13 protein-coding genes are annotated in these 15742 nt (G+C 44.3%); 3 read left to right on the forward strand and 10 right to left on the reverse strand.

Translation table 11 applies throughout. From position 1 onward, the window contains the following. Position 1 precedes the first annotated feature (1 nt). Entirely contained in the window at positions 2 to 547 is a 546-nt protein-coding gene (gene rfbC / locus D0A37_RS12215) for a dTDP-4-dehydrorhamnose 3,5-epimerase (RefSeq protein ID WP_242724542.1), read from the reverse strand. 50 nt (positions 548 to 597) lie between these two features. Between rfbC and D0A37_RS12220 the strand changes: the two genes are divergently transcribed. Then, positions 598 to 1272, forward strand: coding sequence for a class I SAM-dependent methyltransferase (locus D0A37_RS12220; protein WP_242724543.1), 675 nt, complete (start codon positions 598 to 600; stop codon positions 1270 to 1272). A 139-nt stretch (positions 1273 to 1411) separates the two neighbouring features. Beyond that, positions 1412 to 2011, forward strand: a complete 600-nt coding sequence (locus D0A37_RS12225; RefSeq protein ID WP_445242524.1) for a Uma2 family endonuclease — start codon at positions 1412 to 1414, stop codon at positions 2009 to 2011. A 388-nt stretch (positions 2012 to 2399) separates the two neighbouring features. Here D0A37_RS12225 and D0A37_RS12230 read toward each other — a convergent pair whose 3' ends face one another. The 4 genes from D0A37_RS12230 to D0A37_RS12245 form a co-directional block, all read right to left on the reverse strand. Beyond that, a complete protein-coding gene (locus D0A37_RS12230; protein ID WP_242724544.1) occupies positions 2400 to 2687 on the reverse strand; it encodes a hypothetical protein in 288 nt (95 codons plus the stop codon). Positions 2688 to 2751: 64 nt separating this feature from the next. Continuing rightward, positions 2752 to 3156, reverse strand: coding sequence for a hypothetical protein (locus tag D0A37_RS12235; protein WP_242724545.1), 405 nt, complete (start codon positions 3154 to 3156; stop codon positions 2752 to 2754). A 44-nt stretch (positions 3157 to 3200) separates the two neighbouring features. Continuing rightward, positions 3201 to 4649, reverse strand: coding sequence for a tetratricopeptide repeat protein (locus tag D0A37_RS12240; RefSeq protein ID WP_242724546.1), 1449 nt, complete (start codon positions 4647 to 4649; stop codon positions 3201 to 3203). A gap of 94 nt (positions 4650 to 4743) precedes the next feature. Continuing rightward, the gene (locus D0A37_RS12245) at positions 4744 to 5646 is read right to left on the reverse strand and encodes a hypothetical protein (protein WP_242724547.1); all 903 of its coding nucleotides are present in this window, start codon (positions 5644 to 5646) and stop codon (positions 4744 to 4746) included. Between the two features lie 251 nt (positions 5647 to 5897). Between D0A37_RS12245 and D0A37_RS12250 the strand changes: the two genes are divergently transcribed. Then, positions 5898 to 6383, forward strand: a complete 486-nt coding sequence (locus D0A37_RS12250) for a helix-turn-helix transcriptional regulator (protein WP_242725502.1) — start codon at positions 5898 to 5900, stop codon at positions 6381 to 6383. Between the two features lie 234 nt (positions 6384 to 6617). Here D0A37_RS12250 and D0A37_RS12255 read toward each other — a convergent pair whose 3' ends face one another. From D0A37_RS12255 to D0A37_RS12275, 5 genes are all read right to left on the reverse strand, one after another. Then, the gene (locus D0A37_RS12255; protein ID WP_242724548.1) at positions 6618 to 7682 is read right to left on the reverse strand and encodes an NAD-dependent epimerase/dehydratase family protein; all 1065 of its coding nucleotides are present in this window, start codon (positions 7680 to 7682) and stop codon (positions 6618 to 6620) included. Then, a complete protein-coding gene (locus D0A37_RS12260) occupies positions 7675 to 8436 on the reverse strand; it encodes a glycosyltransferase family 2 protein (protein WP_242724549.1) in 762 nt (253 codons plus the stop codon). Before D0A37_RS12260 ends, D0A37_RS12255 begins: the two co-directional genes overlap by 8 nt. A gap of 3 nt (positions 8437 to 8439) precedes the next feature. Then, a complete protein-coding gene (locus D0A37_RS12265; protein ID WP_242724551.1) occupies positions 8440 to 10332 on the reverse strand; it encodes a hypothetical protein in 1893 nt (630 codons plus the stop codon). 226 nt (positions 10333 to 10558) lie between these two features. Then, entirely contained in the window at positions 10559 to 12559 is a 2001-nt protein-coding gene (locus tag D0A37_RS12270) for an HlyD family secretion protein (RefSeq protein ID WP_242724553.1), read from the reverse strand. Positions 12560 to 12617: 58 nt separating this feature from the next. Continuing rightward, the gene (locus D0A37_RS12275) at positions 12618 to 15626 is read right to left on the reverse strand and encodes a peptidase domain-containing ABC transporter (RefSeq protein WP_242724555.1); all 3009 of its coding nucleotides are present in this window, start codon (positions 15624 to 15626) and stop codon (positions 12618 to 12620) included. Positions 15627 to 15742 lie beyond the last annotated feature (116 nt).

A 15742-nucleotide genomic window follows, 5' to 3' on the forward strand; every position in this document is an offset into this window, starting at 1 on the left:
ATCAAAACACTTGAGCTGTTTTCAATGTTTGTCCCGCTTGGTCTTTAGCTGATAAGATTGGTTGGGCACCATCTAGCGGCCAGTCGATCGCCAAATCGGGGTCATTCCACAGGAGACACCGCTCGTGTGCAGGTGCATAATAATCTGTAGTTTTGTACAAAACTTCAGCCGTCTCCGAAACCACTAAAAAACCGTGAGCAAATCCCGCCGGCACCCAAAATTGCCGTTTATTTTCTGCACTCAGCAAACACCCCACCCACTTTCCGAAAGTCTGCGAACTTTGCCTAATATCCACCGCTACATCAAATATTTCGCCCGCAACTACCCGCAGCAATTTGCCTTGAGGCTGCTGCAGTTGGTAGTGCAAACCGCGCAACACATTTTTAGAGGATTTGGAATGATTGTCTTGAACAAATTCTGCGGTCACGCCTGTTTTTTCGATAAAAGCTTTGTGATTGAAACTTTCAAAAAAGAAACCGCGATCGTCTCCGAAAATTTTGGGTTCAATGATCAGCACTTCCGGTATTTCAGTAGATATAACATTCATAGTTGGCTGTATCGCGTGATAAACTCCTACTCAGTCTAGGCTATTTTACTATGAAAACTGACACATATCTCAAAAAATTGTATGCCAACCGCTTTGATTCGCGACAAATGCAAGCGAAGGTGGCACTGTGGAAAGTTTTAATTGACGATTTTTTACAAAATTATGTTCCTCCTGAATCAGCAATTTTAGATATTGGCGGCGGTTACTGCGAGTTTATCAATCAAATTAGGGCTGAAAACAAATGTTTGATTGACCTCAATCCAGATTCAAAGCTATTAGCCAACCCTGATGTAAAAGTGCTGAATATTGACATTTTAAAAATTGGCAAAAACCCAGATTTTAGCGAAGAATTTGACCGAATATTTATCTCTAACTTTTTTGAACATCTCCGCAACAAAGAAGAACTAATCCAAATTATTGCATTTTGCTTTGAAGCGCTTAAGCCAGGGGGTTCTATCTTAGTTGTCCAACCAAATTTTAAATACTCCTTCAAAGAATATTACGATTTTATTGACCATCAATTACCGATTACCCACTTATCGCTGCAAGAGCTTTTACAAACAGTCGGGTTTGAAATCGACTTAATTATACCAAGATTTTTACCGTTTTCGACAAAAGGCAGACCTGCCTCGCCTTGGCTGTTAAAAGTTTACTTAAAATTACCTTTGTTGTGGGGCTTTTTGGGAGGGCAAATGTTTGTCAAAGCATCGAAACCAAACAATTAATGATCGGGGAAAGCGATCGATCTCGCTCGCTTTCCCCGATCATTTCAATTGTTATAATAAAAATTGCAAGTAGTCCTGTAGTTTGGGCTGGTCAAAATCAGGATAAATTTGCTAAAAAAGCATCAATTTTAGGAAAAAAATGATGACACAAACATCCCGCGCCATTGCTGTGAATATTCCGCCGACACTAACACTCACCGTTACCCGCGAACAGTTCGTTGAATTGGCCATCGCCAACCGAGAATTACAATTAGAACGCACAGCAACAGGAGAATTAATCCTGAACCCACCAACCGGAGGCGAAACAGGACGCATAAACTCAGATTTAAGCGGGCAACTCTGGCTGTGGAACCGCCAAACTCAACGGGGTAAAGCGTTTAGCTCTTCTACTGGTTTTTACCTGCCCAATGGGGCCGATCGCTCTCCTGATGCGTCTTGGATGCGTCAAGAAAGGTGGGACGCACTCACCCCAGAACAAAAAGAAGGCTTTCTTCCCTTAAGTCCTGATTTCGTGGTAGAACTCCGTTCTAAAAGTGACAATATGAAACCACTGCGAGAGAAAATGAAAGAATACATGGAAAACCAGGTTCGTTTAGGTTGGTTGATAGATAGAAAAAACAGAAAAGTGGAGATTTACAGGCAAAGTCAAGATGTAGAAGTGCTGGAAAATCCTGCAACTTTGTCGGGTGAAGATGTGTTGCCGGGGTTTGTTTTAGATTTGACAGAAATTTGGGGATAAATGCTGAGTCGTGTTAAAAATGCGCGCTGGCGCGATCGGGCATACCTCATCTTCTAAGCTTGGAAAAATTGATATATAATGTACAAACAAACACATTGCGATTTCAAATAGTATGACCGAGCAAAAAATATTGCAGGAAGGTCAAGAATATACCTTGGGTTTATACTTTGAATTACCTGGCACGCGACGCTTGAATAAACTCTATTGTCTCGTACTGACGGACGAAGGGTGAAAATCCTGATGTGAGGATCTCGCGCACAAATTCTAAGCCTTGGTTGTAGGCGGCGTAGATTCCTTGGGACAGACAGGCCATTTCGAGCGATCGCTGACGATTCAGACCGTGTTTGATTTTTATTTGGTGGGTAGGAGTAGGGTGCGATCTTTAATTTTATCCTCTTGGGTACAGCGACCTAAACTGATTTTCAGTAAACGTTCCCTCTTGGACAAATCGTTGAAGAACTGGACGAAGTTCTTCAAGTTCTGATTTATTCAGAGAAGGGCGCGCATCAAATTTAATTACACCTAATATTTTGTTTACTGTTGAGATTCCATTGTCTTTTTTTACTATCATTTTCATCTGATCACTGAGAAGTTCAGCGCGAGTTTCCTCTAGTCTAGCTATCATCTCTTTCTGACTCAAGCCTTCGAGTTGTTTGAGTATAGATGTAATTGTCATATTCTACAATCTCCTTTTCTTGACAAAATGAAATCAATTTAGTTTTTGAGAATGATAGGGCAGATTAAAATTCCCATTCATGATCGGGATCGTCAAGGGCGGTTCTGACCGATGTTAAATTAGCAAGGTCTTTGAAGGGACTAGACTTAGCTATTTCGGTAATTGAAGTCATGGCTAAAGCTAACTGGTTATTATCACCGATTCCTATTGCCTCATCGACCTTTTTAAACAGAAAGTTAAAGTTCTTAGCACGCTCATCAAACGAGCATTCAAGATAGTTGATTAAAGCATCGCGTTTTGCTTGAATGTCGGCAATTGTTGCTTTTTCCCAAGCTTCTATACCACGCCGTTTAGTCTGTTCTTGCTCGGCAACTATTTTGTATTCGGTGTAAGCTTCAACAACATCGCGGAAGCACTCAGCAGCGGAGCCTGGATTAAAGATTTTTACAGGAACTTTTTTAGCTATCATTTCTATTTGCCTGGTAAAATTCGATATTTAAACAGAACAGAATCCTAAAACACCCGCGTCTGCCACCAAGGAGTATTCTTAATTTCCTTCTGAAGATTGCGGACTTCTTTTTGAAGATTTCGCACTTCATCCATCAGGGATTCTGTGCGAAATAGGCTGATAGCTTTCTGAAAATCTGCTACCGCTTCCTCTCTTTTTGCCTTTTCTCTGCGTAGAGAACCCCTTTTAACGTAGGCATAAGCATTATCTGGCTCTATTTTGATGACCTGATTGTAGTCGGCAAGAGCTCCCCGCTTGTCTCCCTTTTCATGGCGGACACATCCCCGATGAAAATAAGCATCTGTACAGTTTGGTTCTCTCTTGATGACTTGATTGTAGTCAGCTATTGCACTATCATAATCCTTGTTTGCTACGTGTGCATGACCGCGATACAAATAATTAACGGCTTCATTAGGGCTAAGCTTTATAACCTGAGTGAAATCGGCAATAGCTCCTTTATAATTCTTTACTTTTCCGCGAGCATAGCCCCGCTGAAAATACAGGTTAGCATCATTAGGTTTAGTTTTGATAACTTGAGTGAAGTCAGCAATGGCTTTTTTGTAATGTTCTAGCTCAACAAATAAACGACCCCGCGTGAAGTAGGCATCGACACAGTTAGGGTCAAGTTTGATAACTTGAGTATAATCAGCAATTGCACTCTCATAATACTCTAGTTCAGTAGATGCTAAACCACGACAGTAGTAGGCACTCACATTACTAGGAGTGAGAGCGATAACTTGAGTGAAGTCAGCAATGGCTTCTTTGTAATTTTTTAGTTCGCTGTAGGCACTTGCTCGTATTAAGTAGATATCCGCATTGCCGGGAGCGAGTTTGATGACTTGGGTATAGTCAGCAATTGCCTTGCTATAATCATTTGTAGCGACGTAAATGTTACCTCGATTGCGGTAAGCATCGACATAACTAGAATCGATGTGGATAGTTTTAGCGTAGTCTGAAATTGCTCCTGCATAATTGTGCTGTTCATGGAGAATACAGCCACGCACAAAGTAGGCATGAGCATTTTGAGAATTGAGTTCGATCGCTTTCGTAAAATCTTCTATAGCTGCCCCGTACTCTCCACTCTCAAGCCTTTCTATTCCTCGGTTAAAAAAGTCTTCCTCGCTCTTGAAGAAATCAAAAAATCCTGTAATTCCCTTAGATACGCCTTTGCCTACATTCTTAACTGTAGATTCTGCTGTGGCACCAGCCATTGCTACGCCTTTGCCTACATTCTTAACTGTAGATTCTGCTGTGGCACCAGCTATTGCACCGCCCAACATGATTAAAGGAATAGCCAGAGGCCCTATAGCAGCCCCACCTAAAGTTATTACACCAGCCGCAAGTGCTGCACCTCCTCCTACAACTGCACCGGCTTGGTTTTCTTTTGCGAAGTCATTCTCAGTACATACCGTATGTAAATCACCAACATTTCCTAAAATTTCCCAAGGATTCATTGCAACCTCCTTATTTTTAAGTAGTAAAGTGGGAAATGCCCACCCTACAAATAGATTTTCTGCGTAAGTCTTGAGACTACTTCGATCGTGATTTCTATTTCCCTGGTAAAATCCGATATTTCTCCAAAACCTTCACAGTACCGAGATTAAGCTTACCGTCATTGTTTAAAACAGGGGTTTTCAACATTTCTACAAGTCCCTTCATCAGAAGTCCTACCTGTTGGAACTTCTCAGCATCCCTCTTAGCATCAAAAGGCTGAGATTCTAGTTTACTCAAACCTTCAACAGCACGAGTGTTCATGGATTCAAACACTCCTCTCAACTCAGTTATCCGCTGTCTTACCTGTTTGGCAAAGTCCTTAGCAAGTTTCATGTCTGCGATCGCCTTATTGACTTGAGCTTCATGCTCTCGCGCCTTTGTCATCGCTTTCTCGCCTTCACTAGCAGCAAAAAAGCCACCAATCGCCAAAGCTGGTAAAAGGGTGATACCGCCTAGCACAAAAGCACCAACAGCCATACCACCGCCACCAGCCGCCACCGCTCCACCGCCAAACCATGCTAAAGTTGCATTCCAAGCAGCCGCTCCACTGAGAGTTGAGATAGCGGTTCCGGTGCTTGCTGCTCCTAGTGTAGTAACAGCACCAATAGCACCGCCGTAACCTGCTGCGGCTGCTCCAGCAGATTTAACGCCAGCCATAAAATATTGTTCTGCTCCTACCGCCGCAGCTTTGTACTCCTTCATCTGCTGAACTGAAAAATCCATCCCTTCTAAAAGCCGCTTTTCACTTTCTGAAGCCTTCCGACCAGTATTTTCAAGGAAGGTAACAAAGCGCTTAATTGTGCTTCTTATGACATTCAGTTGCAGTTGACCGTACTCTTCGGCTAATCTGTTTGTGGCTGCTTCTTCTCTTTTCAAATCTTCAACCGCACGCTCGAATCGCTTTTGAGCTTCCTGAGCAAGTTCATTAGCTTTCTGACCTGGATAGAATGAAGGCATAAAATACTCCTAAGTCTGATTTTTCGACATTTTAAAAACAGAGGATTTTTTAGAGACTTTGGCTTGATAACTCTGTCGAGCAGAAAACGGTATCTCGCAAGAAGTGAGCTTTAGCCGAATTTCCTGTGTAAAATTAATCACGATCCTGCTTTCCCTGATACTAACCTAACTACCTTTAACAAAGAAACTAATAAGCATTAGGAATCGTGTTAGACTTTGATTATAAAAAATCCAGAAACCTATCCCCTGCAATGGCATCCTCTAACGATCGCTTCCTGGAAGCTGCCCGCGACTGGGACTTAGAAACCCTTTACACAGACCTCGCATCCGCCAAGGGAAAGCGGCTCACGCCCACAGAGAAACAACATCTACGGGGTCTACTCTGCGGCTACAGTCCCGCTGAAATTGCCGAAACGCTCAGTAAAAACCCCAAGGGAATTGCCGTAGATTTCTGTAATACTTTATACCAATATGTAAAAAGTCTTGTAGGTAAAGGGGATGAAAAGGTAGAAAACTGGAGGAAAATTTGTGAATGGCTGGAGGACGCAGGATATAAAACTCAGTCGTCTCCCGAACCAGAATCAGGCGATTGTTTACCAATAAAATTCTTAATAAAAAAAGCCAATGTAGTTGTTGATAAAAATCAAATTATAGTTGATATCAACCTGCGAATAATAGCCTCTTCACCTTCAGAAATTCCCATCATCGAAAACCTCGACCTCAACGGCAATAATTAACATAAGACTTACGCACTCCGAGCAAAGAAACCGGGTTTTTCAACCATTATCAAGGGCTGGAACCAAGAATGGTCGTAAACAAGCCCGATTTCTGCGTAAGTCTTATGTATGTAGGGAAACGGCACTGCCGTGCCCTAATGCCGGACACGGCAGTGCCGTTTCAATACCGCAGAAGAAATGGTTTTATTACCAAATTGCACAACACATCTTCCTGCACCTGCGGTTCCAAAATCCCTACAAAATAGAACTTAACACCACCTCATTAGCAGCAATCCAATCATAAATATCCTGCAAAGCTGCTTCCGGCCCAATAACAGGCCGCCATCCTGTTTTCTCCATCACCCTAGAAGAATCAGTAATAAAAATCGGAATATCCCCCGCGCGTTCCTCCAACACAGGATTAATTGAAATCGATTTATTCGTAATCTTTTGGCACAAATCAGTTGTCTCAACCAAAGAAAGACTGTTGCTCAAACCGCCGCCAACATTAAAAACTTCGCCATCAAATTCAGCAAAATGTTCTAACTGATAATTAACTAACCTCAACAAATCTTCAACGTGCAGTAAATCCCTAACCTGCTTGCCACTGCCACCAAAACCGATGTAATTCAGCGACTTTTGAAAATAGTGAGCAGCCACCCACAAACCGCAAACTCCCTGATCGACTTTACCCATTTGCCAAGCACCCGTAATTAACCCGCAGCGGTTAATAATTGCCGGCACATTGTATGCTTCCCTGTATTCCTCAATCAGCAATTCCGAAGCTAATTTAGTTGCTCCGTACAGCGAACGGTGTCCTTTTAATGGGAAGTCTTCTGATATGCCCAACTCGGATATACCGGGTAAAGTTTGCTCAGGGGCGATCGCAAATCTATTCGGCAATTCCAACAGCTTAACAGACTTGACACTGGCGATCGGATAAACCCGACTCGTAGACAAAAACAACAAACTCGCACCAGTCTGTCTCGCCAACTCCAAAACATTCACAGTGCCCAGTAAATTCGTCTGCAAAACGTACTGAGGCGAACTAAAACCAGCCAGCACAGAAGGCTCCGCAGCACAATCTATAATGCAGTCAGCATTGAGTGCAACTGGATCTAAATCCGCCGCTGTGCGAATATCCCCGTAAACAAACTGAATACCGCAACTTTTAAGCCGAGGAAGATTCAATTCCGAGCCCCGGCGACGCAGGTTATCTAAACAAATTATTTGCCATTCCGGGTGCAGTTTCTTCAGGCCAATTGCCAAACAACTGCCGATAAAACCCGCACCACCAACAATTAAAATTCTCTCAGGCATTCACTTTCAACTTTGCTATCTTTCTAGTCCGGTGGTAGTCGCCGCGAGAGAGATGTTTTTCCAGCCAGACATACAAGACAATAAACAAATATCGACTGCCCATCTCTTTGATTTTAAGCTTAGAAATACCCGCCGTCCGATTGTACCATCTCAGAGGAATCACCGTATAGGAAAAACCCCGAACAATAGCTTTTAAAGGCAGTTCCACTGTCAAATTAAAATGATGGCTCAAAATCGGTTGCACGCCTTCGATTACTTCTCTGCGGTAAATTTTAAAAGCATTGGTGACATCGCTGTAGCGCAAGCCGAAAATACTTTTGACAAACCAGTTTGCTAAGCGGTTAATTGCTAACTTGTGAATTGGATAATCAACTATAAAGCCACCTTTGATAAAGCGGGAACCGAAAACGCAATCATATCCTTCTTGCAATTTGCGGTATCCTGCTACCAAATCCATCGGATCGTCGGAAGCATCCGCCATCACAATTGCCGCAGCATCTCCGTCAAATTCCGCCAATCCCCGGCGCACAGCAAATCCGAAACCGTTGGGAGGTTGATTGTTGATGTATCTAACTGTGGGAAAAGTCTCTGACAACTCCTGGCAAATATCAATAGTTCGATCGACACTGTTGTCATTCACAATCAAAATTTCGTGCGGAATGCCTTCTAAATCGAGCGTCTGGGCGATCGCCCGCACAGTACCGTACAAACAGCCCTCCTCATTGTGGGCTGGTATAATCACAGAAATTTTCACTCCTCATCCTCCGCGCAACTGGACAAACTGGTTGTCAACAGGATTATACACCCAAGCTTTAATTTCCGTTTGGGCGATCGGCAAATTATTATTCGACCAATCCACAGCCCACCTTGCATTGTTGTACAACTCAGATTTTAAACTCTTAGCGATGTCGGGACTGTCCAAATTTACATAAGCGTTAGCAAAAAAAGATTTTTTCTCGCCGACAGATAGCAGTACAATATTCGGCTGTTGCAATTTTTCTGGCAAAACCGCCCAACCAGCAGCCTTGACAGCATCATTTTGCTTAACAGTCAAGGATTTATCGGTAGTTTGAGGTTTGTCTAAATAACCGTAAACTTTCTCGGTATTAGAAATAAAATCTACATTTTTCGCGAACTTGAGCCAACCTATTTTATCGATAATTGCAGCGCCTTCTCTCACCAGCCAATTTTTTTTGCTCAGCACCCTCAAACAGCTTTCCGGCGAATTGTTGAAAAAATCCGACGGTTCCAGATAGTCAATTAACTGCAAACAATCTTGAGCGCCTTTTTTGTAAAGAAGTGCCGATCTAGTTTGGGCGATCGCCTGCTGAGAGTTAACAATAATTATCCCAATTAACAGCCCTGCTAACACCCGATAAACAAATTTATAGTGGCGATTTATGGTAGCAATCTTACCTCGGAAAAACAATTGACCGAGCTGAACCAAAGCAATTAACAGCAAAATCGAATTAGTCGTATATCTCGACGATTCAATCGCCTGAATCGCCCCAAATTCTGCCCTACCAGCCGTAATAAACAGAGCCGATAAAACCGAAAACAAACCTATTGACAGCCAAGGTAAAGCCTCACGATGCTCGGTAATCTTTCTCCCAAAGTGGAATCCCAAAAATAAGAAAGTTGCAAATATTAGCAATCCAACCAATGCTGAAATTCCAGGCGATCGCACAATTGGCGAACCCAACAGACTCAAAAAGTAATCAATTACCACCAGGGGCTTATTCAACAATGAAATAATACTTGTTTTTCGACTGGGATGATAATCAATTGAGTAAACAGCACAAGTTGCAGCAAACAGCAATATCCATAGAATCAATCTTTTTCTTTTTTCTACCGCATTTCCTTCTAAAGCCGCCACAGCCGGAATTGCAGCCACCCAAGACAGCAAGCCTTGCGCGAGGGAAAAACTAGCAATAAAGCAGAATAAAGCAGCAATCGATATTTGAATATTGTAGGGACACCAAAGTGCCGTGTCCGTACTCTGTTCGATCTGAGGTGTTGCATCATTCTCAAGAACGGGCATCTTGCCCGTTCCACAAGAACATTGAATTTTTGTGGAACGGGCATCTTGCCCGTTCCTAAATAGCTTATCGAGATGGGTGCAACATCTCTGTTTCATCTGATTAAAGAAGGCTATATTAGGCAAAAATTCGCGATTTGAACTCAGCACATAAACCGCAGCTACAAAACACAAATTGACTAAAAACCACGCTAATTGAAATCCCCAAAGCCAGTTTTCGTGCTGAACTAGAGAGAAAAGCAAAATACAAGTTAAAATATTAGCTAAATGCCACAAATCATCCGCGACATTCTTAACTTGCATCGAGGATAACTTGTACATAGCGATAAAAGTTATCGCAGCCAAACCTATGCTGACACACAACTGATAATTAATATTCCATCTGGAAGCAAAAGCCACAACCGCAATAATTATTTTCGGGAAAACTATGCGGTGATTGCTGTGCAAATCCCAAAAATCGTTAAAAGTTACATTGGCCGCAGCTATTTTTTCAAAAAGCCTAGCTAACCTCCACTCATCATCAACGGGAACGTTAACGCTAAAATTCGCTACAAATCCGATTAATAAGAGGACAGGAATCAGATATAGAGTAAATAAGATTAATTTTTTCATCAATGTGCGATCGCACTGATTGCCATCACCATTTTATATCAAACCCGGTTAAATAATTTTTATCCAGTTTGTAGTGAAGACTTTACTCCTCATACTTTGGGCAGATCGGGACTTGCATTCCTTACTACAAACAAGTTGAAAAACATAACACCTAGAAACCCGGTTTCTTGAAGAAACCGGGTTTCCGAACAGCATAAAAGTCTCGCGTTCAATTCGGTTAACCGAATTACTTAATAGTCTTGAACGTATCCATTTTCCCAGTAAATCGGTTGATAAACATCTGCAAAACAGTCCGCTTGCCGATATTGATATTAGAACTCACGGACATTCCCGACTGCAAGTTAACCTCAACTTCATTTGCCTTGCCCTTGTTCAAAAGAAACTTCTGATTTTTGAGCTTTATTTTGGTTTTGAAAGCGTAGTATTTCCGCAGTTCAGTAGGAGGCTCAGCATCGCTGCTAATCTCTATCACTTCACCCTCAGCAGTACCAAACTCCATCGCCGGGAAAGCTTCAACATTCACTTCCACAGGCACGCATTGGTATTTCGTCAAACCCAGTTTCTCTCTATTAACTTCCTTCTCTGGACAAACGCAACTTTTACCTGTTTCGCAGTCAATCTTTTCTCCGTCTAATTGCTTGCCGTGATACTGCTCCAATTTTGCCCGCTTCTGTCTCAAAGCATCCAATACCAGAGCCACATTGCTGTTTTCCAGGTAAACAACTGCTTCCAGACCGTTTTCGTCATCCAAAACCTTGAGCAGCTTTTCAGTTTGCTGCGCTTCGTAATAAGCTTCTTCACAGCGCAGTGGGCGCGGTTCGCCCGGTTTCAACACCGAATTAATAATGGATTGGCATATCGGATCTTTCGCCATATCCAACTTAGCTTTCTCCTTCGTAGAAGGCTTCAAATCAAAGATTACCCCCGATACCGGAGCCTTCATCACTTGAGTGTCGCGGTTTTGTTGAGCCTTTTCTAGCTGAGCGTTCACCTCGGACAACTTTTTCAGGTTTTCCACTTTTAAGCGGCTGAGCTGAGAATCACTGCTAGCAATTTGTTTCTCGTTTTCAGCAATTTTGGTATAAAGTTCTTTGGCCCAGGAATCCTTCGTGTTTTTCAACTGTTCTTCGGCGCGGCTGATGGACTCCTGAATACGTGCTTGCTCTCCTTGGTGACGCTGTATTTCAGCAGTAATTTTTTGGATGTCACCTTGACGCGCGTTAATTTCGCCTCGGCGCGTATTGATTTCACCGAGGCGTGTGTTAATTTCGCCTTTGCGAGAGTTGATTTCACCTTCGCGCTGCTTGATTTGATCTTGCTGTTTGAGAACGTCGCTTTGGCCTCTGAAAACATCTTGTTCTTGACGTTCTTTTTGCAGTTCAGCGATGGCTCCTTCCTCTACCAGGGGGGCGAGTCTGCCTAGAATGTTTTGATTCGACTTCAATACTTGTTGGGATTTCGCTAACTGTTCTTGGGCTAAGTCTTTCTGAGCCAGGGCTGATTTTACTTGCTCTTGCGAAGAACCTAACTGCTGCTGAGCATAATTTAATTGGTTTTGGGCAAAACCCAATTGTTGCTGTGCCACTGTCATTTGATCGCCGGCGGCTTTCTCAGCATCCTGAGCTTGCTTCAGTTGTTTTTCCAACTCCTGAACTTGGCCTTGAGCGGCAGCGACGCGAGACAAAAATTCCGATCGATAATTAACATACAGTCCTTGCTGGGCTCCATCAAAATTTCCGCTAGCTCCCCGATTGAGGTACAGTTCGTCAATCAAAGCTTGCAGCACTTGATTTTGGGCCGTGAGGCTCTGTCTGTCCTTGATTGTTGATTCTAGGTTAGAAGGAACAGGGCCTTGAATTTTGCCACTCACAACATCTTCGTAAAATTTATTTTCCTTTTCCAGAGCTTCTTTAGTTTTCTGTATCGATGTTAAATCGGCACTGGGTGCAAGGGGGTTGAAAGTGAGCAGAGGCTGGTTTTTTTCCACACGATCGCCATTTTCAACGTGAAGTCTAACCACTGCCCCCGTAGCAGGTGCTTGGATGTCTCTAGCACCATCTTTGAGCTCCAATTGACCCACAGCGGGGACAGCTTGCTCTACGCTAGCAAAATAAGCCCAAACTACAGCAGAAGTGGTCATCAGCATGATCATCCACAAAAACAAGTGCGACCAAATCGCTGGTTTTTCGAGAATGACTGGTTGCTCAGAAAGTATTAACGATTTCATAGCCATTTGTTAGTTCTCAGTTGTTAAGCGTTAGCGATCAGTTGTGAGTTGTTAGATATCAGGTATTCGATGACTCTTGTTGTTGGAAGAGGCAGTAGTAACGCCCTTTAAGAGCCATTAATTCTTTATGAGTTCCCCGCTCGACTACAGAACCTTGATCCATCATAATAATTATGTCGGCGTTTTGGATGGTAGTCAGGCGGTGAGTAATGAAAAACACCGTGCGGCCAGCGAAAGCTTCTGCTAAGTTATTGCAAACTTGTCGTTCGGAATGGTAGTCGAGGGCGCTTGTAGCTTCGTCCAAAATCAGCAGTTTCGGGTTTTGCAAAATCGTGCGGGCGATCGCCAAACGCTGCCTTTGACCCCCAGAAAGCGACGAACCCCGCTCTCCGACTATGGTATTGTAGCCAGCAGGCAAGCCCATAATAAAATCGTGAGCTACCGCTAATTTTGCAGCCCGCACAATCTCATCCGTACTCGCATCGGGATTGCTCAGAGCAATATTTTCCTGTACCGAGCAGTTAAACAGCAAAGTATCTTGCAGCACCACCCCAAGTTGGCTGCGAAGCGAGTACAGTTCCACCTTAGAAATGTCATAGCCGTCAATAAAAATCCGGCCCGACAGAGGGGGATAAAGACGCTGCAACAACTTCATCGCGGTACTTTTACCGGAACCGCTTCCCCCCACAATTCCCACAAAACTGCCAGCGGGAAATTCCAAATTCACATTCGCCAATTGCAGTGGGCCGCTCTCCAGGAATCGGAAGGAAACCTCTTCATAAGTAACCTGACCTTGAATTGCCGGCAGCGGGATATTGCTGCGGTCTTCATCGCTGGTTTCCGTCGGCGTATCGACCACATCCTTGAGCATATCGATCGACATCGAGACTTCTTGGAAACTCTGCCACACGCTCACAAAACGCAGCAGCGAACCAGTCACGTTCCCGGAAATAATTCGGAAAGCAATCAACTGACCCAAAGTAATCTCATTTCCCAGTACCAAATAAGCTCCCACCCACAACTGAGCTAAGTTACCCACCTGGTTTAAAAAGCCGCTAATCGTACCGGCCGCAGTCCCCGTGATAATTGTTTTAAAACTGGCTGTAATGTATTTTGCGTAGCGGCTAGACCATTCCCAGCGGGATTTCAATTCAATATTTTGAGCCTTAACAGTTTGAATCCCGCTGACTACTTCCACTAGATAAGATTGAGAGTCAGCAAAACGCATATTTCTCTGTTTGATCAGGCGCAGCACCAGCGGATTGATTAGAACAATCATCAGCCCCAGTATCGGTACCACTGCCAAAGATACAAACGTTAGCTGCACACTGTAAGAGAGCATAACGGCGACGTAAACCACCGAAAATACCGCATCGAGAACCACTGTCAGAGCTGTACTCGTCATGAATTCCCGAATCTGGCCCATCATGCTGAATTTGTAAACCAGATCTCCCACCCGCCGATTGTCAAAGTAATTCTGGGGCAGCCGCAGCAAGTGGTCGATTACCTCCGCACTCAATTTGACATCGATGCGGTTTGAGGTGTCCATAAACAAAAAGGTACGCAAACCGTTGAGCAGTCCTTCAAACAGGGCAACACCTAACAGAAATGCCCCCAAAATATCCAAGGTGTCAATGCTGCGCTGACCTAATACTTTATCAATAATTATTTGGCTGATTAATGGGTTGGCAAGACCAAATAACTGTACAAAAAACGAAGCGAGCAAGACCTCAAAAAACACTGTCTTGTGTTCCATCAGCGCCGGCACAAACCACCAGAAGCTGAACTGCTCTTTTTGTTCGACTTGCGGAGCTTGCAGCAGCAGGACTTCTCCTGATTCGCCCCAGATTTCTTTAAACTGAGGTATCCGCTTCCGCATCAGCCCCTGTTCGGGCGTGGCGAGCACCAATTCTTGCTCGGTGATGCTGTAAATAATGGCAAAGCTATCTTGCCATTTAATCATTACGGGGGCTTTGATGCGGTTGATGGCTTCTGCGGGCACTTGCGCCAATTGGGGCGTGAGGCCGATGCTTTGGGCGATCGCCCCGCAGGCTTGCATACTGATAGAACCAGCGGTTTTTAACTGATTTTCTAGAACTTTGCGGATGATATCTCGACGAAATTTAAGGCCGAAATACTTGCTCAACATCTGGAAGCAAGCTAGCGGACTGTCAATCTGCCCTTTGGCGCGGAAAACTGGGTATCTCGCCGCATCCTTTGTTTGACCGCTTGCTGGTTCTGGGGGACGGTCTGGGCCGGTTATAACCTCGATGTATTTTTCGCGGGGCGGCTTCTGGCCAGAGCCTGCTGTCTCTGTCGTGCCATTTAATGACTCTATTTCGGGTTGGGGTTCTGGGGGTTCCCGGAAGCCGACCAAGCGGGCGCCGAGGCGGCCTTCTACTTTTAAGGATTTGGCTGCGTTTTCCACAGAGAAGCGGCTGCCGGTGGGAAAGTCACCCAAGACGCCGCTGCTGACGAGCCAAACTCGATCGGCATCTAGCTCTTTGGCGAGGTCTTGAGTTTTTTTGTTGCCGTTTGGCACGTTGACAACTGCCGCATCTTGCCAAGCTTGCAGGGTGAGTTCCTTGAGATTGGAAGTGCCGTCGGCTTGGCGCTGCAACTCTAAGCTCAACAGTTCAAATACTTCGCTCAAGGAACAGTGTTCGCGAAAGGCTTCTCCAAAGGTCGGCTGTTTTTCCACTACGCTCAGGAAATCTTCGGCAGGTATGACGATCGCGATCAGATCTGTAGAAGCGATCGCCGTCTCGCAGGGAACTCCCCTGAGCAAGCCAGCCCAGCCAAGGATTTCCTTGGACTGCACCAAGCGCAAACTTACGTGGCGCTGCGAACGCTGGTCAAAGCCCAGCAGCCGGGCCTGACCTTGATAGATAATTGCCACCTGAGTCGGCATTTTTTCCCGTTCAAACAGGGGTTGCCCCGTCCGGTAGCCGAGGAGTTGGCATTTAGCCACCAAGGCTGACATAGCCGTCTCTGAGAGTCGGTCAAAGGGAGGTGTTTGAGCTAGGAAATCCTGAATTTGGGAGAGGGAAACAGCGGAAGAAGTCATCCGATTTTTGATTTTTGATTTTTGATTTTAGATTGAATCCACAGATGAATCCGGAGGCTTTTTGTCAGGATGCTACGCTTTTTAAAGTCTCCACGGATAAATCCGGGGGCCCCAGA

The sequence above is a fragment of the Microcoleus vaginatus HSN003 genome (assembly GCF_022701255.1).
Taxonomy (GTDB): Bacteria; Cyanobacteriota; Cyanobacteriia; order Cyanobacteriales; family Microcoleaceae; genus Microcoleus; species Microcoleus vaginatus_B.

Coding starts and splice junctions, on each gene's coding strand:
- D0A37_RS12225 (WP_445242524.1), top strand. CDS start 1,412: ATGATGACACAAACATCCCGCGCCATTGCTGTGAATATTCCGCCGACA.
- D0A37_RS12270 (WP_242724553.1), bottom strand. CDS start 12,559: ATGAAATCGTTAATACTTTCTGAGCAACCAGTCATTCTCGAAAAACCA.
- D0A37_RS12245 (WP_242724547.1), bottom strand. CDS start 5,646: ATGCCTTCATTCTATCCAGGTCAGAAAGCTAATGAACTTGCTCAGGAA.
- rfbC (WP_242724542.1), bottom strand. CDS start 547: ATGAATGTTATATCTACTGAAATACCGGAAGTGCTGATCATTGAACCC.
- D0A37_RS12240 (WP_242724546.1), bottom strand. CDS start 4,649: ATGAATCCTTGGGAAATTTTAGGAAATGTTGGTGATTTACATACGGTA.
- D0A37_RS12220 (WP_242724543.1), top strand. CDS start 598: ATGAAAACTGACACATATCTCAAAAAATTGTATGCCAACCGCTTTGAT.
- D0A37_RS12255 (WP_242724548.1), bottom strand. CDS start 7,682: ATGCCTGAGAGAATTTTAATTGTTGGTGGTGCGGGTTTTATCGGCAGT.
- D0A37_RS12265 (WP_242724551.1), bottom strand. CDS start 10,332: ATGAAAAAATTAATCTTATTTACTCTATATCTGATTCCTGTCCTCTTA.
- D0A37_RS12250 (WP_242725502.1), top strand. CDS start 5,898: ATGGCATCCTCTAACGATCGCTTCCTGGAAGCTGCCCGCGACTGGGAC.
- D0A37_RS12275 (WP_242724555.1), bottom strand. CDS start 15,626: ATGACTTCTTCCGCTGTTTCCCTCTCCCAAATTCAGGATTTCCTAGCT.
- D0A37_RS12235 (WP_242724545.1), bottom strand. CDS start 3,156: ATGATAGCTAAAAAAGTTCCTGTAAAAATCTTTAATCCAGGCTCCGCT.
- D0A37_RS12230 (WP_242724544.1), bottom strand. CDS start 2,687: ATGACAATTACATCTATACTCAAACAACTCGAAGGCTTGAGTCAGAAA.